The sequence below is a fragment of the Pseudonocardia cypriaca genome, assembly GCF_006717045.1.
GTDB lineage: Bacteria > Actinomycetota > Actinomycetes > Mycobacteriales > Pseudonocardiaceae > Pseudonocardia > Pseudonocardia cypriaca.
The window spans coordinates 863,700-885,503 of the sequence record NZ_VFPH01000003.1 but is presented as its reverse complement, the minus strand read 5'-3'; the positions used below and the strand labels follow the sequence as shown (position 1 = coordinate 885,503).

Below are 21,804 nucleotides of genomic sequence, written 5' to 3'. Positions count from 1 at the left end.
GGGCAGGCGCCCCGCTCGACCTGCGGGGGGTTCATCGCTTGCGGGAGAGCGCCAGGTGCCCGCCGAACGCGAGGCCCGCGCCGATGAACCAGCTGAACGCGGCCACGTCGGCCGAGCCGAGGAACACCACGAGCATGGCGACCGTCGCGCCGACCGCGGTGGCGACGATCGCCGCCGGGTTGTAGCCCTTGCGGTAGTGGTAGGCGCCGTCCGGGCGCATCGTGTACAGCTCGTCGACCACGACCTGGCGCTTCTTCACGAGGTAGTAGTCGGCGATGAGCACCCCGTAAAGCGGGCCGATGAAGGCGCCGAGCGTGTCGAGGGTGTAGTGGATGACCTCGGGGCTGGAGTAGAGGTTCCACGGCGTGATCAGCACGGAGCCGACCGCCGCGATCATCCCGCCCATCCGCCAGCTGATCTTCTGCGGTGCGACGTTGGAGAAGTCGAATGCGGGCGAGACGAAGTTGGCGACGATGTTGATGCCGATCGTCGCGATCATGAAGGTCAGCGCGCCCAGCACCACGGCGTAGGTGTTGTCCAGGCGCGCGACCGTCTCCACGGGGTCGGTGATCAGCTCACCGAAGACGGGCATGGTCGCCGCGGTGGTGACGACGGTGAGCAGGGCGAACGCCAGGAAGTTCACCGGGAGCCCGAGGAAGTTGCCCCGCTTGACGGCGGCGAACGAGCGGCCGTAGCGGGCGAAGTCGCCGTAGTTGAGCATCGGGCCGGAGAAGTAGCTCACCACGAGCGCGATGGCGGTGAGCATCACCGGGACCGAGGCCCAACCGGTGATCGTGACGTCGACCAGGTCCAGGTCGATCGCGCCCCAACCCGCCTCCATCACGAGGTAACCGGCGAGCAGGAACATCACCACGTAAACCGCAGGGCCGCAGAAGTCGATGAACTTGCGGATGGCCTCCATGCCGTTCCAGAACACCGCGGCCTGCAGCACCCACATCGCGAGGAACGCGCCCCAGCCGAGCAGGGAGAGGCCGGCGAACCCGTGCGTCGCGACGTCGGCGTACGGCGCGAGGCCCGGCCACAGCTTCAACGCGACGACCACGAGCGACGCCGACGCGAGGTAGGTCTGGATCCCGTACCACGCCACGGCGATGAGCCCACGGATGATCGCCGGGACGTTCGCGCCGAGCACGCCGAACGCCACCCGGGAGATCACGGGGTACGGGGTGCCGGTGGCCTGGCTCGGCCGCGCGACCAGGTTGCACAGCCAGTAGACGATCGTGATCCCGATCAGCAGCGCCACCAGCACCTGCCATGCGGCCAGGCCGAGTGCGAACAGGCTGCCCGCCGTGACGTACCCGCCGACGCTGTGCACGTCGGACATCCAGAACGCGAAGAAGTTGTAGGAGCCCCAGCGCTGCTCGCGAAGCGGTGCGAGATCCTCGTTGGTGAGCCGGTCGTCGTACGGAGGGCGCAGTTCCGCCTCGTCGTGGATGAGGGAATCGGTCATCGCGCCTCCCGCAGCAGTGGTCCGGATTCGATCCCGCTCGGGACGGTAAGCGACGTCCCGGCGCGTCAGTGGGCCTTGCGGAGATGATTCACGCCGTATTGCGCCGCAGGAAACAAATCTCAACTTATAATTGGCGAACCGACCTGGAAATCTCGCAGCAGGCCGGTGTAGGGCTTCGCGGGTGGCCGGGCGAACTCGCCGCGGTCGCCCGTGCGCAGCCCGAGCGCCACCAGCGTTTCCACCGTCCGCGTGGCGGCCGCCACCCCGTCCACCACGGGCACGCCGATCTCCGCACTGATCTCCTTGCAGAGCTCGGCCATGCCCGCGCAGCCCAGCACCACGGCGTCCGAGCCGTCCTCGACCACGGCCCGTCGACACTCGGCGAGCACGGTCTCCCGCGCGCCGGGCTCCTCGAGCGCGAGCACGCCGATGTCGCAGGCCCGCACGCGGCGGCAGAACCGCGCGAGGCCGTAGTGCGCGGCGAGGTCCTCGGCCCGGCCGCGCGTGCGGTTGAGCGTGGTGACCACGCTGAACCCGCGCCCGAGGTAGGCGGCGGTGCGCATCGCGGCCTCGGCGATGCCGACCACCGGGCCGCGCGCGAGCTCGCGCGCGGCGTCCAGCCCCGGGTCGCCGAAGCAGGCGATCACGTAGCCGTCGGCGGATCCCTCCGCCTCGGCGCGCGCGATCTCGGCCAGCAGGCCGGGCACGGCGAGCGCCTCGTCGTAGTGGCTCTCGATCGAGACCGGCCCCATCGCAGGCGTCACCGCGGTGACCTTCGTACCCGGGCTCGCCGAGGCCACCGCGCTGGCCTCGATGGTGGCGGTCATCGCCGCCGTGGTGTTGGGGTTGATCACGAGGATCCGCAAGCTCGCTCCTACGTCGACTCCGGGGCATGCGTGGAGATCGTCGCGCGCAGGTGCTCGTGATGGCGAGCGGCCTGCTCGCGCAGCGTCGCCGCATCGCGCTCGACGAACGCCTCCAGCATCCGCGCGTGCTCCTCGTGCAGGGCCCGGCGTACGTGCGGCGGCACCTGAGCCATCGGCTGGTACGGCTCGGTGAGGTTCCACGCCGACTCCAGCATCGCCTGCAACCGGTGCATGCCCGCCGGGGCGACCAGCGCGAGGTGGAACCGGCGGCTCTCGCGGTTGTAGCGCCGCGCGTCGCCGTCCTCGATGGCGGCGGCGAGCGCGTCGTGGGCCTCCCGGGCCCGGGCGTGGTCCTCGCCGTCCGCCTGTGCGACGGCCGCGGCCAGCGCGGCCTGTTCCAGTACGCCGCGCACCACGTACAGCTCGTCGAGCTCGGCCGGGGTCAGGCACGCCACCGTGTAGCCGCCGCGCCGCCGGTGCTCGACGAGACCCTCACCGACCAGGGTCTTGAGCGCCTCGCGGACCGGGATCACGCTGACCTCGAACAGCGCGGCCACCTCGTCGCAGGGGATCGCGAGGCCGGGAGGGGCGTCGCCGGCGAGGATCACGCGGCGCAGCTCGCCGAGCACCGCCTCCGGCGCGCCGGTGCGGCGGGAGCGGGCCAGCTCCGCCACGAACGCGGTGACGTCCGCCTCCGCTGCGCTCCGCCGGGCGGAGTCGTCCGGCAGCCGGCGTCGAACGCTCATCGCCTCACCGTACGGCCGCGGCAGCGCCGAGCACCGTCGCCGACCAGCCCGGGTGGGCGGCCACGGCGTCGGCCAGCGCGCGCTGCGCCGAGACCGCGTCGCTCCCGACGGCGGTGGCCAGGCAGCCCCGGCCGGGCAGCCGGTTGAGCGACCACCAGTCACCCGCCAGGCCGTCGGCGGGGTCCTCGTCCCAGACGAGGACCTCGGTGCCCAGCACCCGCCGTCCGGCCAGGTGCGCGGCCGAGGACTGGAGCTCAGGATCGCCCAGCTCCTGCTCCTGCACGAGCAGCGGCCGCGCCCCGTCCGTCACGCGAACGAGCCCGCGGAACCGCCCGGGCGGCTCCCCGCTGCGCCCCGCCACCAGCACCTCCCGGCAGCGCAGCCGCGCTCCTGCACCCAGCTCGACGTGCAGCTCGCCGTGGTGGTCGGCCCGCCGGGTGACCACGGTCGGCTCCGGGAGGAACTGCAGGCCGGCGCCGTCGGCCACCAGCAACCGGATCACGAGGCGGCTCGGCCTGCCCGCCTGCCCGGGCAGCGCCAGTGTTGCGGCCACCCCGGTGAGCACGAGGTCGGCACCCGGCCCGACCTCGACGTCGAGTGCGACGTCGTCGCCGCCGAGCGGGCTCGTGGCCGAACCGACCATGTGCACGGTGGTGGCCGGTGAGCGCGCGGACGCAGCGCCCCGCTGGGGCAGCAGCGCCAGCGGCGCCTGCGACCGCAGCTCGCGCACGACGCTGCGCCCGTCCGCGCCGCACTCGGCGACGACCCGCGCCCTCGCGCGCACTAGACGGGGGCGCGGACGGACGCGACCTGCGCGAGCACCCACTCGGCGACGTCGCTCGCGGCCGGGTCGTCCACCAGCGACTGCGCGATCACCGGCAGCTCGCCGCGCATCCGATGGGCGTCGGAGGTCATGACGCCCAGGTCGGCGCCGACGAGCGCGGCGAGGTCGATCTTGTTGATCACGAGCAGGTCGGCGGTGGTGACGCCCGGCCCACCCTTGCGCGGCACCTTGTCCCCGCCCGCCACGTCGACGACGAAGATCTGCCGGTCCACCAGCCCGCGGCTGAACACCGCGGTGAGGTTGTCGCCGCCGCTCTCCACGAGCACCAGGTCCAGGTCGCCGAACCGCTCCTCGAGCAGCTCGATCGCGTCCAGGTTGGCGGTGATGTCGTCGCGGATCGCGGTGTGCGGGCAGCAGCCGGTCTGCACGGCCTCGATCCGCTCGGGTGCGAGCACCGCGTTCCGGCGGAGGAAGTCGGCGTCCTCGGTGGTGTAGATGTCGTTGGTGACGACCGCGAGGTTCAGCCGCTCGCCCAGCGCGCGCGCCAGGGCCGCCACCAGCGCGGTCTTGCCGCTGCCGACGGGCCCGCCGATGCCGATCCGCACCGCGCGACCGCGCGGCTCAACCGGTTCGTGCAGGTCCGGCTCCGACTCGGCGGGGTCGAAGCTGATCAGGTGGTCGTGACCGTGGCCGTGACTAGCTGACAAAGAGACGCACCTGCTCTCGATGGTGACGGACGTGGGCCTGGGCCATGAGGTCGAGCACTGGCGCACCGGGTGCCGGCAGCCGGTCGGCCGGGCGCGGGCCTGCGGCCTCGGCGACCACCGCGTCGAGCACCGGGCGCAGCGCGACGACCGCGGCGTTGACCGCGAACGGGTCCAGGCCGAGCAGCCGCACGGCGGCCGACGCCGGCCCGCTCACCGCGAGGTAGGCGGCGCACTGCGCGGCCTCGGCCGGGCTGCCGCCGTCGATCCCGACCACGGCGCCGACCAGCAGGGGGTGGTGCGGGCGGGGGTTCGCCGCCACCAGCGCGTCCAGCACGGGCGACGGCCAGGCCACGCGCGCCGCGCGCAGGGCGGCCCGGCCCTGCGCCCGGGACGCGTCACGCTGAGCTGCGGCGGGCGTGCGGGCGTCCAGTTCGGCGTCGAGCACCGGCCAGGGAGCCCCGCGCCCGTTCGCCGACTCGACGGCGGCCGCGGCGAACGCGGCTGCCACGAGGCCCGCCGTCCGCAGCCGCCCGGCCAGGAACGACCCGAGGTCACCGACCCCGGTGACGAGCCCCCGGGCCACGGCCTCCTCCAGCCCACCCGAGTGCACGTGCCCGCCGCCGGGGAAACGGGCGTCGGCGAGGGTGAGAGCGGCCAGGGAACCCATCAGAACAGGAAGTAGCGCTGTGCCATCGGCAGCTCCGACACCGGGGCGGGTTCGACCAGCTCGCCGTCGATGCGCACCGCGAACGAGTCGGGGTCGACCTTTACCTCGGGCGTGGCGTCGTTGCCGACCATGTCCGCCTTCGACACCGAGCGGGTGTCGGCGACCGCGAGCGCGGGCTTGCTGAGCCGCAGGTGGTCCAGCCCGGCGTCGAGCGCGGCGGCGGCCACGAAGTTCCGGCTCGTCTCGGCCGCGACGAGCGGCGCGGCGCCGAACATCGGGCGCGGCAGCACCGGCTGCGGCGTCGGGATCGAGGCGTTGGCGTCGCCCATCTGCGCCCACGCGATGAAGCCGCCCTTGAGCACGAGCGCGGGGCGTACGCCGAAGAACTTGGGCTCCCACAGCACCAGGTCGGCCAGCTTGCCGGTCTCGACCGAGCCGATCTCGTCGGCCATGCCGTGCGCGAGCGCCGGGTTGATCGTGTACTTCGCGACGTAGCGCCGGGCCCGCACGTTGTCGGCGCGGCCGTCGCCGGGCAGCGCGCCGCGCGCGGCCTTCATGACGTGCGCGGTCTGCCAGGTCCGGATGATGACCTCGCCGATGCGGCCCATGGCCTGCGAGTCCGAGCTCATCATCGAGATGGCGCCCATGTCGTGCAGGAAGTCCTCGGCCGCGATCGTGCTGGGCCGGATGCGGCTCTCGGCGAACGCCAGGTCCTCCGGCACCCCGGGGTTGAGGTGGTGGCAGACCATCAGCATGTCGAGGTGCTCGTCGATGGTGTTGATCGTGTGCGGGCGCGTCGGGTTGGTCGACGACGGCAGCACGTTGGCCTGCCCGACCACCTCGATGATGTCCGGGGCGTGCCCGCCGCCCGCGCCCTCGGTGTGGAAGGCGTTGATCGAGCGGCCGCCGATCGCGGCCAGCGTCGACTGGAGGAAGCCCGCCTCGTTGAGCGTGTCGGTGTGGATCGCCACCTGCACGCCGGACTCGTCGGCCACGCGCAGGCAGGCGTCGATGGCGGCCGGGGTGGTGCCCCAGTCCTCGTGCAGCTTGAACCCGCCCGCCCCGGCCCGCAGCTGCTCCCAGAGGGCATCTGCGCTGGTGGTGTTGCCCTTCCCCATCAGCAGCACGTTGATCGGCTGCTGGTCGAGGGCCTGCAGCATCCGGCCGATCGCGCGGGGGCCGGGCGTCACCGTGGTGGCCTTGGTGCCCTCGGCCGGGCCGGTGCCACCGCCTGCGAGGGTGGTGAGACCCGCGGCGAGCGCGGTGTCGACCAGCCCCGGGGTGATGAAGTGGACGTGGCAGTCGATGCCGCCCGCCGTGAGGATCTTCCCGTTCCCGGCGATCACCTCGGTGGACGGGCCGATGACGAGCGCCTCGTCGACGCCGTCCATCGTGTCCGGGTTGCCGGCCTTGCCGATGCCGACGATCCGCCCGTCGCGGATGCCGACGTCCGCCTTGACGACGCCCCAGTGGTCGAGCACGACGGCGCCGGTGATCACGAGGTCCGGGGCGCCCTCCGCGCTGGTGCGCGTGGACTGGCCCATCGACTCGCGGATCACCTTGCCGCCGCCGAACAGCACCTCGTCACCGGACGCCGCACCGCGGCTGCGGTCCTCCGTGACCTCGATCAGCAGGTTCGTGTCGGCCAGCCGGATGCGGTCCCCGACCGTCGGGCCGAACAGGTCGATGTAGCGGGAGCGTTCGATGGACGTCACTAGTGCCCCCCACCGGGAGTCCGTTGCGTATATCGGCGGATCCAGCTTTCTGCTGGGTGTGCCGGCGGGCCGGCCTCGTATTGGACATACTCGGGCGGCCCGCCGGTGCGGCCAGCAGGAAGCTGGGCCGTCGAGATATGTGGCGGACTTCCGGTGGGGGGCACTAGGGGCCCCTCTCGTCGAGCGAACCGGCGTACTCGGAGCGCAGGCCGGGCACCCGGCGGGCACCGGCGAGCGGCACGAGCACGACCTCCCGCTCCACGCCGGGTTCGAAGCGCACGGACGTGCCGGCGGGGATGTCGAGGTGCCGGCCCCACGCGGCGGCCCGGTCGAACTCGAGACCGGGGTTCACCGCGGCGAAGTGGTAGTGCGAGCCGACCTGGACGGGCCGGTCGGCAGCGTTCGTGACGACGACGGTGACGCGGTCCCGGCCGGGGTTGAGGGGCACCGCCCCGTCGCCGGGGATGATCTCGCCGGGGCCGCCCGACGTTGCGCCCGCCATCAGACGATCGGGCTGTGGACGGTGACGAGCTTGGTGCCGTCCGGGAAGGTGGCCTCGACCTGCACCGAGTCGAGCATCTCGCCCACGCCGTCGAGCACCTCGTCCTTCGTGAGCACTTCTCGTCCGCTCGACATGAGCTCCCCGACGGTGCGCCCGTCGCGCGCGCCCTCCAGCACGTGGTCGGTGATCAGCGCGACCGCCTCGGGGTAGTTCATCCGCAGCCCGCGCGCCTTGCGGGCCCGTGCGACGTCGGCCGCGACGTGGACGAGCAGCTTGTCGCGCTCCTGGGGGCTCAGGTGCATGGCGCCATCCTCACCGCGGTTTGTTACTCGGATGCTTCGATCATGTTTCTGCAGCGGCCGCGGTGACCCGGCGGATGCACCTGCACCGCGCGCCGGTCACCCGATCGTGAGAGGGTCTGGTGATGAGCGAGCCAACGCAGTGGGGCCCGCCCCGTTTCGATGCTGCTCCCCAACCGACAGCTCCCTACCCGGCAGCTCCTTACCCGACTGCTCCGCACCCCGCGGCCCCGCCTCCGGCGATGCACGACAGGACGGCGTTCCTCCCCACCGCGCCGATACCGACCGTGCGCGCGGAGATCCCCCGAAGCCCCGTGGCGCGCCCCCGCCCCGCCGACGACTACGAGGACGACCACTCGTCCGGGCGGCCGCGCAGGCGCGGGCAGGTCTTCTCCGGCCTGGTGCTGCTACTGGCCCTGGCCGTGTCGGCGCTGACGTACTACCTGACCTACGAGACGCTCGCCTCCATCCGCATCACCTCCGGCGGTGCGCTCGGCGGCGCAGGCGGCCAGGTGCTGAGCCTGGGCGGGGTGCTGCTCGGCGCCCTCGTGGTGTTCCTGCTCGCCCTGATCGCCCTCGTGGTCGCCCGCCCCAAGGCCCTCGCCGGGCTCGGGCTCGCCGCGTCCCTGCTGCTGCCGGTCGCCGCGCTCGTGATGGGCCTCTGGTACGGCGGCTCGGTGCTGCGGCAGAACGTCGAGAGCGAGATCGCGCAGGCGGGTCCACAGGTCGCGGCGCAGGGTGCGGCCGCGGTGGCCGACGCCGTCGTCGATGAGCTGGAGAACCGCGGGATCGACGCAGGCCCGGTGCGCGATCTGATCAGGAGCTTCGTCGGTTAGGCCGTGGCAGACGGGTAGTCCAGACCCCCCGCCAGCAGGTCGAACGCCTCCTCGAGCAGGTTCGAGAGGGGCGCGTCCGGACGGTGGACCTGCCACTCGGCCACCGCTGCCTCGAGCGCGCACAGCACGATCGACGCCACCAGCTGCGGCCGTCCGTCGCGGACCGGGTCGACGCCCATCCGCACCGCGAGCAGGCGTGCCATCTCGCCGCTGCGCAGCGCTCCCCGGTGCAGCGACGCCGCCCGCACGGTGGGGCTGCTGAGCAGCAGTGCGCGGACGCTCCGGAGGCGGATCCCGCCGTCTCCCGACCCTGCGTCCTCGTGCGCGCGCACCGTCCCGACGACGGCCCGGCGCAACGCCGTGAGCACCGACTCCCCGGGTGGGCGTGCCTCCAGCGCGCGGATCACCTCGGTGAGCTGCTGGTCCAGCACCGAGACGGCGACGTCCTCCTTCGAGGGGAAGTAGCGGAAGAATGTCCGCGGCGAGACGTCGATGGCCGCGGCGATCTGCTCGACGGTGGTGCTCTCGACTCCCTGGCGCGCGAACAGCGTGCAGGCGGCGTCGGTCAGGGCCTCGCGCGTTCGCTGCTTCTTGCGTTCCCGAAGCCCGGAACCACTCACCGGGGCACCGTACGCCGAGCGCGATCCCGACACCAAGCGCCATGTGTCACTTGCTGCCAACTGTCACTTCATGACAGTATCCGGGTCATGCCCAAGGCCCCGTCTGCCTCGTCCCCGTTCTGGAAGCTGCACCGCCAAGGCGCCCGCCTGAACCGGGTCCTCTTCCGGTGGACCGGCGGCCGCGTCGGCGGGACCTTCCGCGGCGCACCCGTCCTGCTGCTCGACCACGTTGGCCGCAGGTCGGGCGTCGCGCGCACCAACCCCCTGATCTACCTGGACGACGCCCCGAACCTGGTCGTCGTGGGGTCGAAAGGGGGCACCGACACGCACCCGGCCTGGTTCCACAACCTCATGTCGATGCCCGTGACGGAGGTCGAACTGCCGGGCGGCGTGCGTCGCCGGGTGCGGCCGCGGGTGGCGGAAGGGGAGGAACGCGAGCGGCTGTGGGGCCGGCTCGTGCAGGTCTACCGGCCCTATGCGGCCTACGCGACCTACACCGACCGCGAGATCCCGGTCGTCGTCCTCGAACCCGCCTAGATCGCCATAGCCGACCGCACGTCGGTGACGGAGTCGGTGCCGCCGCGGCCCTCCGCCGTCACCCGGCCCGATGCGAGCACGTAGTAGTGGTTCGCGGCGTCGAGGGCGAAGCCCACGTGCTGCTCGACCAGCAGCACCGACAGGCCGCCGCGGCGGGTGAGCCCGAGGATCGCCTGCTCGATCTCCGCCACGACGGAGGGCTGGATGCCTTCGGTGGGCTCGTCGAGGATGAGCATCCGCGGCTGCGTGATCAGCGCACGGGCGATGGCGAGCTGCTGGCGCTGCCCGCCCGACAGCAGGCCCGCGCGGCGGCCGAGCAGATCCTTCAGGGCGGGGAACAGGTCGAGCGCCTCGTCGATCAGGCCCGTTCCCCGTGGCTTGGTGTCGGCGACGACCTGCAGGTTCTCCAGCGTCGTCAGCTGCCCGAACGACTGCTGCCCCTGCGGCACGTACGCCAGTCCGCGCCGAACCCGCTGGTGGGGCTGGGTGCCGGTGACGTCCTCGCCGTCCAGCGTGATCCGGCCGGACCGCGTCGGCAGCAGCCCGACGGCCGCGCGCAGCAGGGTGGTCTTGCCTGCGCCGTTGTGGCCCATCACTGCGACGACCCCGTCCGCGGGCACCTCGATGGTGACGCCGTGGATCACCGAGGTGCGGCCGTAGCCGACCTCGACGTCGGTCATGGTCAACATGAGTGTCCCCCGTCGGGTGTCCGTTGCGTATATCGGCGGATCCAGCTTTCCGCTGGGTGTGCCGGCGGATCGGCCTCGTATTGGACATACTCGGCCGGCTCGCCGGTGCGGCCAGCGGGAAGCTGGGCCGTCGAGATATGTGGCGGGCACCCGACGGGGGACACTTACACCTCTCCGAGGACCGTCTCGACCTCGGCCTGCGAGTGGTGGCCGGGTCCGAGGTAGACCTCCTGCACCCGTGGGTCGGCCTGCACCTCGCGGACGCTGCCCTCGGCGAGCACCTTCCCGGCGTGCAGCACCGTCACGGAGTTGGCGAAGGAGCGCATGAAGTCCATGTCGTGCTCCACCACCACGACGGTGCGGTCGGCGCCGATGCGCTGCAGCAGCCGGCCGGTCTCGTCCTTCTCCTCCGCGCTCATGCCCGCAACGGGCTCGTCGAGCATGAGCAGCCGGGCGTCCTGCACGAGGAGCATGCCGATCTCGAGCCACTGCTTCTGGCCGTGGGCGAGCACCCCGGCGGGGGCGTCGACCAGCTCCGCGAGCCCGACCGTCTCCAGGGCCCGTTCGACCTCCTCCGGGATGCCCTTGCGGCGCCGAACCAGCGTGAGCGGGCCGCGTCGGTGCCCGGCGGCGATGTCGAGGTTCTGCAGAACGGTGAGCTCCTCGAACACCGTGGCGGTCTGGAACGTCCGCCCCACGCCGAGCCGGGCGATCCGGTGCACCTTCCGGCCGGTGAGCTCGTGCCCGCCGTAGCGCACCGACCCCGTGGCAGGCACGAGCCCGGACACGGCGTCGATGAGCGTGGTCTTGCCCGCGCCGTTGGGCCCGATGAGGAACCGCAGGTCGCCGGGCAGCACCGAGAGGTTCACGCCGTCCACTGCGACGAACCCGTCGAAGCTGACGGTGAGCCCGGAGATCTCCAGGTAATCCTGCTGCATCAGCTGCCTCCCGAGGGGGCCGGAACCGGCTGCGCGGAGGGCGCGGGAGCGGTGGGCCGCACCCGCCGCCAGGCCAGCGACGCGAGGCCACCGGGCAGGAAGGCGATCACGAGCATGAACAGCAGGCCCTGGACGTAGGTCCAGCCCGACGGGAACTGCTCGGAGAGCGCGCTGCCCGCCCATGCCACGGCGATCGCGCCGAGCGCCGGCCCGAAGAGCGTGGAGCGGCCACCGATCGCGACGCCGATGAGCATCCCGATCGACGGCACGATGCCGACGTCGTTGGGCGAGACGATGCCGACGATCGGCACGAACAGCGCCCCGGCGATGCCCGCCATGAACGCCGCAACCACGAACGCGACTGTCTTGACGTTGGCCGGGTCGTAGCCGAGGAACCGCACCCGCTCCTCGGCGTCGCGGCAGGCCACCAGCAGCTCGCCGTAGCGGCTCACCATGAGCTGGCGGACGAGCGCGAGCATCAGCAGCAGCACGCCCGCGGCCGTGCAGAACAGCACGAGGCGGTTGGCCGGGTCCGACAGCGCGAACCCGAAGAAGCCGCGGAAGCCGGACAGGCCGGTGGACCCGCCGGTGCCGGTCGGGTTGCCGACCAGCAGGATCGCGAAGGCCGCGGCGAGTGCCTGGGACAGGATCGCGAAGTACGCCCCGCGGACCTTGCGCCGGAACGTCGCGAGCCCGAGCACGGCTGCCACGGCCGCGGGCAGCAGCAGGATCGCGAGCAGTGTGACGATCTCGGAGCGGAACGGCTCCCACCACCACGGCACGCCGTCCGACGAGATGAGCGCCATGAAGTCGGGCGTGCCGCCCGGCCCGGCGTCGGCGAGCTTCAGGTGCATCGCCATCAGGTAGGCGCCCATCCCGAAGAACACGCCCTGGCCGAGCGTCAACATCCCGCCGCGGCCCCAGGCCAGCCCGATCCCGACCGCGACGATCGCGAAGCAGAGGTAGCGGCCGAGCTGGTCGAGCCGGAACGGGCTGAGCGCGAGCGGGGCCACGACGAACAGCAGCACGGCCGCCACCGCGAACGCCGCCGGCAGGACCCAGCGCCGGTTCATGCAAGGCTCCGCGTGCGCACCGTGAAGATCCCCTGGGGTCGTACCTGCAGGAACGCGACGATCAGCGCGAACACCAGCACCTTCGCGATCGACGCCGTGGTCGAGTACTCGATCCAGCTCTGCGCCACTCCGAGCAGGAACGCGGCGATCACCGCGCCCCTGATCTGGCCGATCCCGCCGACGACGACCACGAGGAACGCGTCGACGATGTAGGACGTGCCGAGGTTGGGCGAGATCGAGCCCATCAGCGTGAGCGCCACCCCCGCGACGCCCGCGAGCCCCGACCCGATGAAGAAGGTCAGCCGGTCGGTGGCGCGGGTGGAGATCCCGGAGGTCTCCGCGAGCGGCCGGTTCTGCACGGTGGCGCGGATCCGCCGCCCCAGCGCGGTGTAGCGCAGCGCAGCGGCGAGCGCGAGGAACGCCGCCACGGCCAGCAGCAGGATGAACAGCCGGGTGCGCGGGAAGGAGAACCCGAGCACCTCGACCGGCCCGGAGAGCCAGGCGGGCGCCGGGACGTCGACGCCCGCCGTGCCGAAGACGTCCCGCGCGAGCTGCTGCAGCACCAGCGAGACGCCCCACGTGACGAGCAGCGTGTCCAGTGGCCGGTGGTACATCCGCCGCAGCAGAGTGGCCTCAAGCACCACCCCGAGGACGCCGCCCACCGCGAACGCGATCGGCAGCGACACCAGCAGCGACAGTCCGGCGGCGCCCAGCACGTTCTGCATGACGTACGCGGTGTAGGCGCCGGCCATGATGAACTCGCCGTGCGCCATGTTGATCACGCCCATCTGACCGAACGTCAGCGCGAGGCCGAGCGCGGCGAGGAGCAGGATCGAGCCGCCGGACAGGCCGTTGAAGACCTGGGTGACGAGGACGTCCACGTCAGCTCGCGAGCCCGGAGGCCCACGGGTAGGTCTTGAGGTAGGGGTCGGGCTCGATCGGCTGGCCGGAGGTCCACTCGGTGTGGATGAGGCCGTCCGCGCCGATCTTGCCGATGAGTGCGGTCTTGGCGATGTGGTGGTTCTCGCCGTTGACGGTGACCGTGCCCTCCGGGGCGTCGTAGCTGACACCGCCGGCTGCCGCCTGCACGGCGGCGACGTCGAACGAGCCGGCCTTCTCGACCATGCCCTTCCACAGGAACAGCGACGTGTACGCCGCCTCCATCGGGTCGGACGTCACGCGGTTCGCGCCGTACTCGGCCTTGAAGGCGTCGACGAACTGCTTGTTCGTGGGTGAGTCGATCGTCTGGTAGTAGTTCCAGGCCACCGGCTGGCCGACGATGTTGTCCACGCCGATGCCGCCGACCTCCTCCTCGGCGATCGACACGCTGATCACCGGCATGGTGGCGGGCGTCAGGCCGAGGTTCCGGTACTCCTTGAAGAACGCGACGTTCGAGTCGCCGTTGAGGGTGTTGAACACCGCGCCGGCGCCTGCGTCGCGGACCTTCGAGACGATCGTGGCGAAGTCGGTGTGCCCGAGCGGGGCGTACTCCTCGCCCTTGATCTCGATGCCGTTCGCGGCACCGTACGCCTTGATGATCTTGTTGGCGGTCTGCGGGAACACGTAGTCGCTGCCCACGAGGAACAGGCTCGTGACGCCCTGCTCCTTCAGGTAGTCCAGCGCCGGGATGATCTGCTGGTTCGTGGTGGCTCCGGTGTAGAAGATGTTCTTCGACGACTCCAGGCCCTCGTACTGCACGGGGTAGAAGAGCAGCGAGTTGTTGCTCTCGAACACCGGCAGCATCGCCTTGCGCGACGAGGAGGTCCAGCCGCCGAACACGGCGGCTACGCAGTCGCTGCGGATCAGCTTCTGCGCCTTCTCGGCGAAGATCGTGGGCTCCGACGCGCCGTCCTCCGCCACGATCTCCAGCTGCTTGCCCAGCACCCCGCCCGCGGCGTTGATCTGCTCGGCGGCGAGCGAGAGCGAGTCGTAGACGGTCTTCTCGCTGATCGCCATCGTGCCGGAGCGCGAGTTGAGGAACCCGACCTTGATCTCGTTGCCGGACGTGTCGACGCAGGACGGCGCGGCGGCAGGCGCGCCCGCTCCTGCGGCGTCGACGCGGGCCCCGCAGGCGGACAGCACCAGGCCGGCGGTCAGCAGGGCCGCGGCCCCGATGGCTCGGCGAGATCGAGAGGTGGTCACAGGTGTTCCTTCCGAGGGGTCACGGGGCCGCCGTGCTCCGGCCCTCGGCCGAACGTAGGAACGTGATGTTTCGCGCGTGATCAGCTCAGGTGAACACGGTGTGTCCTGGTCTCACTCGCTGTGACCTCGCTCGCCCGATCAGGGGCGGACGAGCAGCCAGTCGGCCGTGTGCCGATACCAGGTCCTCCGGGGAACCGGACGGGGGTGCGGTACGCCGTCCGCCACCACGATCGCCGGCTCGCAGCCCACCTGGACCGCCCGGCCCAGCGCGGACCCTGCGCCCTTGGGTGCGCGGGCGGGGACCGGTCGCATGCGCCCGTCCGGTGCCCGGCCACCCCACCCGGCCCGCACGGCGATCCCGTCCGGGCCCGGGGCGACGACGAGCCTGCGGGCCTGCCCCCGCAGCACGAGGGTCTCGTCGCAGTAGCACTCACCGCGTACGTCGCGGATCTCCCCGCGGCCCACGAGCACGCCGCCGGTGTCGTCGCGCACGAGCGGCACCGCGGATGCGGTCCCCGCCACGGCCAGCGCCGCCGCCGCCTTCCCCGTGGGCAGTCCCCATGCGGTGGTGGCGGGCGAGCGGTGCGCGGGCAGGTACGCGACCTCGACGTCCAGCCGCTCGGTGCGCAGCAGCCGCAGCAGCACGGCGGCGAGGTCGGCGTCGGTGCCGGCGACCACGACCCGGCGCGGGGTGTGCTCGGCGAGTACCGGGTCGAGGTCGCTGCGGCCGGGGCGAGCGGGCAAGACCACGGCGGTGAGGGCAGCGAGCGGACCACCAGGGCGACTACCGTGCACGGGGAGCCGCCGGGCCTGCCCCTCATCGGAGCAGTTCAGCAGCACCACGTCCGAATCGATCGGGCTCACTGATCGGTTACCCTTCCCCGCCGCGGTTGAGGTGCGGCCAGGACTGGAGTTTCACATGCCGGCGATCGTGCTGATCGGCGCCCAATGGGGCGACGAAGGCAAGGGCAAGGCCACCGACATCCTCGGTAGCCAGGTCCAGTGGGTGGTTCGTTACCAGGGTGGCAACAACGCGGGCCACACCGTGGTGCTGCCGAACGGTCAGGACTTCGCCCTGCACCTCATCCCGTCCGGGATCCTCACGCCGGGCGTCAAGAACGTGATCGGCAACGGCGTGGTGGTGGACCCGGGGGTGCTGCTCGACGAGCTCTCCGGCCTCGAGGCGCGCGGTGTGGACACGAGCAACCTTCTGATCAGCGCGGATGCGCACTTGATCATGCCGTACCACGTGGCGATCGACAAGGTCACCGAGCGGTTCCTGGGCAAGGCCAAGATCGGCACCACCGGCCGCGGCATCGGCCCGGCCTACCAGGACAAGGTGGCCCGCGTCGGGGTCCGCGTGGCGGACGTGCTCGACGAGAAGATCCTGCACCAGAAGGTCGAGGCCGCCCTCGACTTCAAGAACCAGGTGCTCGTCAAGGTCTACAACCGGCGCGCGCTGCAGGTCGACGAGGTCGTGGACACCGTGCTCGAGCACGGGCGCAAGTTCGCCGACCGGATCGCCGACACCCGCCTGCTGCTCAACAAGGCCCTGGAAACCGGGGAGACCGTGCTGCTGGAGGGGTCGCAGGGCACCCTGCTCGACGTCGACCACGGCACCTACCCGTTCGTCACCAGCTCGAACCCGACGGCGGGCGGCGCGGCCGTCGGCTCGGGGATCGGTCCCAACAAGATCACGCGGGTGATCGGGATCCTCAAGGCCTACACCACCCGCGTCGGCTCGGGCCCGTTCCCGACCGAGCTGCTCGACGCGATGGGCGAGCACCTGCGCAAGGTCGGCGGCGAGGTGGGGGTCACCACCGGACGCCCGCGCCGCTGCGGCTGGTTCGACGCCGTGATCGGCCGCTACGCGGCGCGCGTCAACGGCATCACCGACTTCTTCCTCACCAAGCTCGACGTGCTCTCCGGGCTGGAGACGGTGCCGATCTGCGTCGGCTACGAGGTCGACGGCCGTCGCGTCGACGACATGCCGATGACCCAGACCGACGTGCACCACGCGCAGCCGGTCTACGAGGAGCTACCCGGTTGGTTCGAGGACCTCTCGGCCTGCCGCACCTTCGACGACCTGCCGGCCACCGCGCGGGCCTACGTGGAGCGGATCGAAGAGCTCACCGGGGCGCCCGTCAGCGCGATCGGGGTCGGCCCCGGCCGCGAGCAGACGATCACCCGCGACGTCTGACGCCCTTCGTCGGCGGGCCAGCGCGGCCGGTGCGAAGACGAGCATCACCGCCACGAACGCCAGCGCCACCGCGGCCACCGCGCCCGCCTGACCGGGCAGCGGTGGCCGGTGCGGCCAGCCGAGCAGCATCACCCCGGCAGCGGCGGCCACGGCGCCGGCGAGCAGCGGAGCGATGATCCAAACGGCCGCGTCTGATCGATTCCTGGCGCGGTCCACGGAGGGACAATAGGGCCAACAGCCGCCGTTTTCGACCCGATCGGCGGTGCGTGACCGCGTGTGTGACCACGGTGACCAGGGCGAACGTGAAGCGATGTCCGCACCGCAGCCGCTCACACACCGAGCGCAACGACGCCGTTGCTGATCGCCGAACGGGGGCCGTGGTGCGGGGTCCGCTGCTCCGTCGCCTACAGCCGGCGAAGCGGCGCGAACGCCGCCCGGACCTCGGTCGCGAACAGCTCGGGCTCCTCCCACGCGGCGAAGTGGCCGCCCTTGCCGACCTCGTTGAAGTAGGCGGGGTCGGGGTAGACCGCCTCGACCCAGCTGCGCGGGGCAGCCCAGATCTCGCCCGGGAACGTCGTGAAGCCGACCGGAACCGAGACGGCCGGAGGCGCCTGGCCTGCCGCGTGGGCTGCGGCCACGAACCGGCCGAACTCCCAGTACCACCGGGCGGCCGAGGCGCCGGTGCCCGTCAGCCAGTACAGCGTGATGTTGTCGACGACGGACTCCCGGGTGAGACTGCCGACGGGCTCCCCGTCGACGAACGCGCGGGAGATCTTGTAGTAGCTGTCCGTGTCGTGGTCGAGCATCCAGACGGCGAGCCCGATGGGCGAGTCCAGCAGGGAGTAGCCGATCGTCTGCGGCCGGGTGGACTGCTCCAGGAAGTAGGCGAAGCCGTCCGTCGTGAACGTGTTGAGCCCGTCGAGCGCCGCGCGTTCCTCGGCGGACTCCGCCGGCAGTTGATCCTTGATGGCGAGCGCCCCCGCGAGCAGGTTGACGTGGATGCCGAGCAGCCCCTCGGGTCCTTGGCGGCCCATGGCGTCGGTCACGCTGGCGCCCACGTCGCCCCCCTGGGCGACGTAGTGCGTGTACCCGAGGCGGTCCATCAGCTCCGCCCACGCGCGCGCGACGCGGCCGGAGTCCCAGCCGAGCTCGGTCGGCTCGCCGGAGAAGCCGTAGCCGGGCAAGGACGGCAACACCAGGTGGAACGCGTCCTCCGGGGTGCCGCCGTGAGCGGTCGGGTCGGTCAGCGGGCCCACGGTCTCCAGCAGCTCGATCACCGAGCCGGGCCAGCCATGAGTCATGATCAGCGGCAACGCGTCCTGATGCGGCGACCGCACGTGGACGAAGTGGATGTCGACCCCGTCGATCTCCGTCTTGAACTGCGGCAGCGCGTTCAGCCTCGCCTCGCACGCACGCCAGTCGTACTCGGTCGCCCAGTAACGGGCGAGCTCATGGACCGTCGCCAGCTGCACGCCCTGCGAGCGATCCGTGACCAGCTCCCTGGAGGGCAAGCGCGTCGCGGCGATGCGGCGGCGGAGCTCGGCGAGCTGCTCCTCCGGGACGTGGACCTCGAACGGACGGACCGCGGTCCGGTCGGTCTTCGGGGCGGTGGTGCTCGTCATGATGACCTCCGATGGGAGAAGGGGTGCCTCGCCCGTCGCTGCGCGGGTGGTGGGCGGGGCTGAGGTTGTGATCGCGGTGCCACGCCCGCTGTCATGGGCGTGACCGGCTGTTCGCTGCGCGGCGGGAGGACCACGACGCCTTCAGGTGCTTATGTCGAGCGCGGCGACGCCGCTCATGTCCAGCCACGTGTGCCCCGGCGTCTGAGCGATCCGCATGACCATCGCCTCGCAGGTGGGGCAGCGGACCACCATGCCCGGGGCGTCGGCGTACACGTGGTACACCGCCAGCGGTGCTGTCATGCCGCAACCCGCGCACCGGGTCCGTGCGGCGGTCGCATCGAACACGAACACGTCGGACAGCCGACCTGCGGCGGCGTTACCGTCGAGTCGTCGGGACTCCGGAATCACGGCCCGCTCCTTCCACATCCCCGAATCGTTCGATCCTGATGGCGGCTGCTGGATGGCCTGCCTCGACGAGGCTGTCCGCCACTGCCTCGACGAACGTGGTGGCGCCGCAGACGAAGATGTTCGGCAGCTGGTCGACCGGCCAGACGTGCTCGCGGATGGTCTGCGGCGTGAGCCGCCCGCTCAGGCCTGCCCACCCCGGCGGCTGTTGGCGGGTCAGGGCGATCGTGACGCCGATGCCGCGTGCGCTGTGCTGCTCCAGGCGTGCGCGGCCGATCACGTCGTCGAGGGTTCGTGCCGAGTACAGGAGCCGGGCCGGCGCCCCGGACCCCGTTGCGGCGTGGTGATCCAGCATCGCCAGGAACGGTGCGATCCCAGATCCCCCGGCCACCAGCTGCAGCGGCGCGTCGAGCTCGGCATGCCACACGAAGTAGCCGCCGATCGGTCCGCGCAGTTCCAACCGGTCGCCCGCTCGGAGGCCGTCGGTGAGATACGGGGAGACCTCCCCGTCGTCGAGCCGCTGCACCACCAGGTCCACGGTCGGGCTCTCGGGTGCCGAGGCGATGGAGTAGCTGCGCTGTGCCTGGTACCCGTCCGGCGCGGTCAGACGGACGTCGACGTGCTGTCCCGGCAGGTGTCCGTCCCAGTCGTCGATCTGCAGCGACAACCGGTGGACGGCGCGGGCCTCGGAGGTGTTCGTGGCGACGGTCGCGAGCCGCCACCTCAGTCGCCTGCGTACCGCTGTTCGCGCCACGGGTCACCGTAGATGTGGTACCCCAGCGACTCCCAGAAGCCGGGTTCGTCGACGCTCGCCAGCTGAAGGCCACGCACCCACTTCGCCGACTTCCAGAAGTACAGGTGCGGCACGAGCAACCGGGCCGGGCCACCGTGGTGGGCCTCCAGCGGCTCACCGTCGTACCGGTCGACCATCCAGGCCCGGCCGTCGGTGACGTCCTCGATCGGGAGGTTCGTGGTGTAGCCGCCGTCGCAGAAGGCCAGCAGGTAGTCCGCCGAGGTCTCGACCCGATCGAGAAGGGTGTCGAGGGAGACGCCGCTCCAGGTCGTCCCGAACTTCGACCACTTCGTCACACAGTGGATGTCGACGGTGACCTCTTCGTGCGGCAGATCCTGGAACGCCTGCCACGTGAGCCGCTCGGGCTCATCGACCTCGCCGGTGATCGTGAAGTCCCAGTCCTCCAAGGACGTGCGTGGCGTCGGACCGGCGGACAGCACCGGGAAGCCGCCTCCGATGTCGTACTGCCCCGGAGGCAGCAGCCCCGTGCGCTCGCGGCCCTCCGGCCGACCGACGAACCCGCGCGAGACGAAACCCATGCTTCCCACCCTGCTTCGGTCGGCACCCCGTCATGGCGGCAAGTCGTGGCGGTACGGCGAGCGTCCGAGGCCAGACGGTGGGCCACCTCGCGACGGGCCAGTCTCCTCGTCAGGGCACTCGGCACAACCAACAGATGCTCAGGTGACGTGGGCGGGCTTCGCCCAGCTGCGCCGTTGCCGACGATCGGATGACACACGTCTGTGGCGCCGCCTCCGCCCGACGGCCCCGCCCCGGGTCGTCGTCTGCGCGCGACCGGCCCAGCTACCGCCATATGACGCGAGGGCACCCGCCTGCCCACCGCTCCGCCTGCGCTGGCCGGGTGTTCTTCGGTCCGGATGTCCGGGTGCGCGACGTGCACGGCACCTACATGGCGCAGAACGACCTGCGCCGTTGCCACTCACGGATGTGAGGTCGTCACACGAGCGTCGGGTGACGGCTGCGCGCCACCCGCGTCAGGCGGCGCAGTTGCCCGTGTCGACCTCGCGGCGCAGGTTGGACGCCGCCTGCACCGCGCCGGACACCTGCTCGACGGTGAGGACGAAACCGGTCTCCTGGTCGTCGAGCGCGGCGCCGAACACGACGCCGATCACCCGGCCGTCCGGCGCGATCATGGGGCCGCCGGAGTTGCCCGAGCGGACCACGGCCCGGACGGTGTAGACGTCGCGGGTGACCTCGCCGTCGTCGTAGATGTCCGGGCCCTTGAGGCGGATCATCGACCGCACCTTGGCGGCCGTGGCGGTGTAGGGACCGTCGAGCGGGTAGCCGACGATGATCGCGTCGTCGCCCGCGGAGGCGGCCTGGGCGTCGAACTGCAGGGGCTTGGCCGCGAGGTCGGGCACGCGGAGCACGGCGACGTCCACGGCGGGGTCGTAGAGCACCACTTCGGCGTCGAGCTCCTGCACCCGGCCACGCCTGCCGACCACTTCCACGCCGGTCTCGGCCGTGCCGGCGACCACGTGCGCGTTGGTCATCACCAGCTCCGGCCCGATCACGAACCCGGTGCCCTCGAGCTGGCGGGCGCACGACGGGGCGCGGCCGCGCACCTTGAGCACGCTGCTCGCGACGTCGGCGACGACGGGGCTCTGCGCGAGAGCGGGGTCGGGCGCACCGACCTCGGTGATGGGGGTCTCGGCGAACGGGCTCAGCACGTCCGGGAAGCCGGAGTTGTTGAGCAGCTGCCGCAGCTCCTCGGGGAGCGCCTTGGCCGCCTCCGGCATCACGTTGTCGACGGCGCGCAGCACCTCGGACCCGCGCACTCCTGCGGCGAGGCCGGGGAAGCTCGCCGATGCGAGCGGGAGAGCGACGAGCCACGCGGCCACCACGACCGTGATCGCCTGCAGCACCGAGCCGAGCGTGGAGTCGACCTGCAGCGACCGCTGGCCGGTGATCCGGTCGCGGATGCGCCTGCCGAAGAAGACACCGGTGGTCTCACCGAGCGCCACCAGCAGCACCACGACGACGATGCTGACGATCACGCGGGTGGTGGGCGCCTCGACGCCCGCCGCGAGCAGCGGCGCCAGCCGCACGCCGAGCACCGCGCCGGTGAGCACGCCGACGAACGACAGCAGCGCCACGGCCATGCCGTGACGCCACCCCGAAACGGCCGCGATCAGGGCGAGCAGGATGACGACGAGATCAACCCAGCTCACGTC

24 protein-coding genes are annotated in these 21,804 nt (G+C 71.8%); 3 read left to right on the top strand and 21 right to left on the bottom strand.

Annotated elements, in window-relative coordinates; translation table 11 throughout:
- Positions 1 to 31: 31 nt before the first annotated feature.
- The 9 genes from FB388_RS35930 to FB388_RS35890 all read right to left on the bottom strand — a co-directional run bounded on the left by FB388_RS35930 (position 32) and on the right by FB388_RS35890 (position 7,760).
- The gene (locus tag FB388_RS35930) at positions 32 to 1,471 is read right to left on the bottom strand and encodes an NCS1 family nucleobase:cation symporter-1 (protein ID WP_142107118.1); all 1,440 of its coding nucleotides are present in this window, start codon (positions 1,469 to 1,471) and stop codon (positions 32 to 34) included.
- Positions 1,472 to 1,590: 119 nt separating this feature from the next.
- A complete protein-coding gene (locus tag FB388_RS35925) occupies positions 1,591 to 2,337 on the bottom strand; it encodes an aspartate/glutamate racemase family protein (protein ID WP_142107117.1) in 747 nt (248 codons plus the stop codon).
- Positions 2,338 to 2,345: 8 nt separating this feature from the next.
- Positions 2,346 to 3,083: a GntR family transcriptional regulator gene (locus FB388_RS35920; protein ID WP_142107116.1), complete on the bottom strand. Its 738-nt coding sequence runs from the start codon at positions 3,081 to 3,083 to the stop codon at positions 2,346 to 2,348.
- A 4-nt stretch (positions 3,084 to 3,087) separates the two neighbouring features.
- Positions 3,088 to 3,867 (bottom strand): urease accessory protein UreD, encoded by a 780-nt coding sequence (locus FB388_RS35915; RefSeq protein ID WP_142107115.1) that lies wholly within the window; start codon positions 3,865 to 3,867, stop codon positions 3,088 to 3,090.
- A complete protein-coding gene (gene ureG, locus FB388_RS35910; RefSeq protein WP_142107114.1) occupies positions 3,867 to 4,574 on the bottom strand; it encodes an urease accessory protein UreG in 708 nt (235 codons plus the stop codon). The genes FB388_RS35915 and ureG overlap by 1 nt, the downstream gene beginning before the upstream one ends.
- Positions 4,564 to 5,241, bottom strand: a complete 678-nt coding sequence (locus FB388_RS35905; RefSeq protein ID WP_142107113.1) for an urease accessory protein UreF — start codon at positions 5,239 to 5,241, stop codon at positions 4,564 to 4,566. The genes ureG and FB388_RS35905 overlap by 11 nt, the downstream gene beginning before the upstream one ends.
- Positions 5,241 to 6,956 carry an urease subunit alpha gene (locus FB388_RS35900; RefSeq protein WP_142107112.1) on the bottom strand — a complete coding sequence of 572 codons (1,716 nt, stop codon included), beginning with the start codon at positions 6,954 to 6,956 and terminating at the stop codon, positions 5,241 to 5,243. Before FB388_RS35900 ends, FB388_RS35905 begins: the two co-directional genes overlap by 1 nt.
- 163 nt (positions 6,957 to 7,119) lie before the next feature.
- Positions 7,120 to 7,458 (bottom strand): urease subunit beta, encoded by a 339-nt coding sequence (locus FB388_RS35895; RefSeq protein WP_142107111.1) that lies wholly within the window; start codon positions 7,456 to 7,458, stop codon positions 7,120 to 7,122.
- Positions 7,458 to 7,760 carry an urease subunit gamma gene (locus FB388_RS35890; RefSeq protein ID WP_142107110.1) on the bottom strand — a complete coding sequence of 101 codons (303 nt, stop codon included), beginning with the start codon at positions 7,758 to 7,760 and terminating at the stop codon, positions 7,458 to 7,460. The genes FB388_RS35895 and FB388_RS35890 overlap by 1 nt, the downstream gene beginning before the upstream one ends.
- A 239-nt stretch (positions 7,761 to 7,999) precedes the next feature.
- Here FB388_RS35890 and FB388_RS35885 point away from each other — a divergent pair, with 239 nt between their 5' ends.
- Positions 8,000 to 8,593 (top strand): hypothetical protein, encoded by a 594-nt coding sequence (locus FB388_RS35885; RefSeq protein ID WP_142107109.1) that lies wholly within the window; start codon positions 8,000 to 8,002, stop codon positions 8,591 to 8,593.
- On the opposite strand, the gene FB388_RS35880 is transcribed toward FB388_RS35885, so the two are convergent.
- Positions 8,590 to 9,213: a TetR family transcriptional regulator gene (locus tag FB388_RS35880; RefSeq protein ID WP_142107108.1), complete on the bottom strand. Its 624-nt coding sequence runs from the start codon at positions 9,211 to 9,213 to the stop codon at positions 8,590 to 8,592. The genes FB388_RS35885 and FB388_RS35880 overlap by 4 nt on opposite strands.
- Before the next feature lie 87 nt (positions 9,214 to 9,300).
- Here FB388_RS35880 and FB388_RS35875 point away from each other — a divergent pair, with 87 nt between their 5' ends.
- A complete protein-coding gene (locus FB388_RS35875; RefSeq protein ID WP_142107107.1) occupies positions 9,301 to 9,750 on the top strand; it encodes a nitroreductase/quinone reductase family protein in 450 nt (149 codons plus the stop codon).
- Here FB388_RS35875 and urtE read toward each other — a convergent pair.
- From urtE to FB388_RS35845, 6 genes are all read right to left on the bottom strand, one after another.
- Positions 9,747 to 10,430, bottom strand: a complete 684-nt coding sequence (gene urtE, locus FB388_RS35870) for an urea ABC transporter ATP-binding subunit UrtE (RefSeq protein WP_246122700.1) — start codon at positions 10,428 to 10,430, stop codon at positions 9,747 to 9,749. The two genes, FB388_RS35875 and urtE, sit on opposite strands and share 4 nt — an antisense overlap.
- Positions 10,431 to 10,603: 173 nt before the next feature.
- Positions 10,604 to 11,377 carry an urea ABC transporter ATP-binding protein UrtD gene (gene urtD, locus FB388_RS35865; RefSeq protein WP_142107105.1) on the bottom strand — a complete coding sequence of 258 codons (774 nt, stop codon included), beginning with the start codon at positions 11,375 to 11,377 and terminating at the stop codon, positions 10,604 to 10,606.
- Entirely contained in the window at positions 11,377 to 12,450 is a 1,074-nt protein-coding gene (gene urtC, locus FB388_RS35860) for an urea ABC transporter permease subunit UrtC (RefSeq protein WP_142107104.1), read from the bottom strand. Before urtC ends, urtD begins: the two co-directional genes overlap by 1 nt.
- Positions 12,447 to 13,331, bottom strand: coding sequence for an urea ABC transporter permease subunit UrtB (urtB, locus tag FB388_RS35855; protein WP_142107103.1), 885 nt, complete (start codon positions 13,329 to 13,331; stop codon positions 12,447 to 12,449). The genes urtC and urtB overlap by 4 nt, the downstream gene beginning before the upstream one ends.
- Before the next feature lies 1 nt (position 13,332).
- Positions 13,333 to 14,592 (bottom strand): urea ABC transporter substrate-binding protein, encoded by a 1,260-nt coding sequence (gene urtA, locus FB388_RS35850; protein WP_211362436.1) that lies wholly within the window; start codon positions 14,590 to 14,592, stop codon positions 13,333 to 13,335.
- A 138-nt stretch (positions 14,593 to 14,730) separates the two neighbouring features.
- Positions 14,731 to 15,342, bottom strand: a complete 612-nt coding sequence (locus FB388_RS35845) for a hypothetical protein (protein ID WP_170226031.1) — start codon at positions 15,340 to 15,342, stop codon at positions 14,731 to 14,733.
- 169 nt (positions 15,343 to 15,511) lie between these two features.
- Here FB388_RS35845 and FB388_RS35840 point away from each other — a divergent pair, with 169 nt between their 5' ends.
- Positions 15,512 to 16,792: an adenylosuccinate synthase gene (locus FB388_RS35840; protein ID WP_142107102.1), complete on the top strand. Its 1,281-nt coding sequence runs from the start codon at positions 15,512 to 15,514 to the stop codon at positions 16,790 to 16,792.
- A 404-nt stretch (positions 16,793 to 17,196) separates the two neighbouring features.
- Here FB388_RS35840 and FB388_RS35835 read toward each other — a convergent pair whose 3' ends face one another.
- The 5 genes from FB388_RS35835 to FB388_RS35815 all read right to left on the bottom strand — a co-directional run bounded on the left by FB388_RS35835 (position 17,197) and on the right by FB388_RS35815 (position 21,801).
- A complete protein-coding gene (locus tag FB388_RS35835; RefSeq protein WP_142107101.1) occupies positions 17,197 to 18,414 on the bottom strand; it encodes an epoxide hydrolase family protein in 1,218 nt (405 codons plus the stop codon).
- 141 nt (positions 18,415 to 18,555) lie between these two features.
- Complete coding sequence (locus FB388_RS35830) at positions 18,556 to 18,840, bottom strand: DUF6510 family protein (RefSeq protein ID WP_142107100.1); 285 nt, start codon at positions 18,838 to 18,840, stop codon at positions 18,556 to 18,558.
- Positions 18,791 to 19,573 carry a ferredoxin reductase gene (locus FB388_RS35825; RefSeq protein WP_142107099.1) on the bottom strand — a complete coding sequence of 261 codons (783 nt, stop codon included), beginning with the start codon at positions 19,571 to 19,573 and terminating at the stop codon, positions 18,791 to 18,793. Before FB388_RS35825 ends, FB388_RS35830 begins: the two co-directional genes overlap by 50 nt.
- A complete protein-coding gene (locus FB388_RS35820; protein ID WP_142107098.1) occupies positions 19,543 to 20,151 on the bottom strand; it encodes a sulfite oxidase-like oxidoreductase in 609 nt (202 codons plus the stop codon). Before FB388_RS35820 ends, FB388_RS35825 begins: the two co-directional genes overlap by 31 nt.
- Positions 20,152 to 20,604: 453 nt before the next feature.
- Positions 20,605 to 21,801, bottom strand: a complete 1,197-nt coding sequence (locus tag FB388_RS35815; protein WP_142107097.1) for a MarP family serine protease — start codon at positions 21,799 to 21,801, stop codon at positions 20,605 to 20,607.
- Positions 21,802 to 21,804: the final 3 nt, after the last annotated feature.

Coding starts and splice junctions, on each gene's coding strand:
- FB388_RS35930 (WP_142107118.1), bottom strand. CDS start 1,471: ATGACCGATTCCCTCATCCACGACGAGGCGGAACTGCGCCCTCCGTAC.
- FB388_RS35920 (WP_142107116.1), bottom strand. CDS start 3,083: ATGAGCGTTCGACGCCGGCTGCCGGACGACTCCGCCCGGCGGAGCGCA.
- FB388_RS35905 (WP_142107113.1), bottom strand. CDS start 5,241: ATGGGTTCCCTGGCCGCTCTCACCCTCGCCGACGCCCGTTTCCCCGGC.
- FB388_RS35895 (WP_142107111.1), bottom strand. CDS start 7,458: ATGGCGGGCGCAACGTCGGGCGGCCCCGGCGAGATCATCCCCGGCGAC.
- FB388_RS35890 (WP_142107110.1), bottom strand. CDS start 7,760: ATGCACCTGAGCCCCCAGGAGCGCGACAAGCTGCTCGTCCACGTCGCG.
- FB388_RS35885 (WP_142107109.1), top strand. CDS start 8,000: ATGCACGACAGGACGGCGTTCCTCCCCACCGCGCCGATACCGACCGTG.
- FB388_RS35875 (WP_142107107.1), top strand. CDS start 9,301: ATGCCCAAGGCCCCGTCTGCCTCGTCCCCGTTCTGGAAGCTGCACCGC.
- urtE (WP_246122700.1), bottom strand. CDS start 10,430: ATGACCGACGTCGAGGTCGGCTACGGCCGCACCTCGGTGATCCACGGC.
- urtD (WP_142107105.1), bottom strand. CDS start 11,377: ATGCAGCAGGATTACCTGGAGATCTCCGGGCTCACCGTCAGCTTCGAC.
- urtC (WP_142107104.1), bottom strand. CDS start 12,450: ATGAACCGGCGCTGGGTCCTGCCGGCGGCGTTCGCGGTGGCGGCCGTG.
- FB388_RS35840 (WP_142107102.1), top strand. CDS start 15,512: ATGCCGGCGATCGTGCTGATCGGCGCCCAATGGGGCGACGAAGGCAAG.
- FB388_RS35835 (WP_142107101.1), bottom strand. CDS start 18,414: ATGACGAGCACCACCGCCCCGAAGACCGACCGGACCGCGGTCCGTCCG.
- FB388_RS35830 (WP_142107100.1), bottom strand. CDS start 18,840: ATGTGGAAGGAGCGGGCCGTGATTCCGGAGTCCCGACGACTCGACGGT.
- FB388_RS35820 (WP_142107098.1), bottom strand. CDS start 20,151: ATGGGTTTCGTCTCGCGCGGGTTCGTCGGTCGGCCGGAGGGCCGCGAG.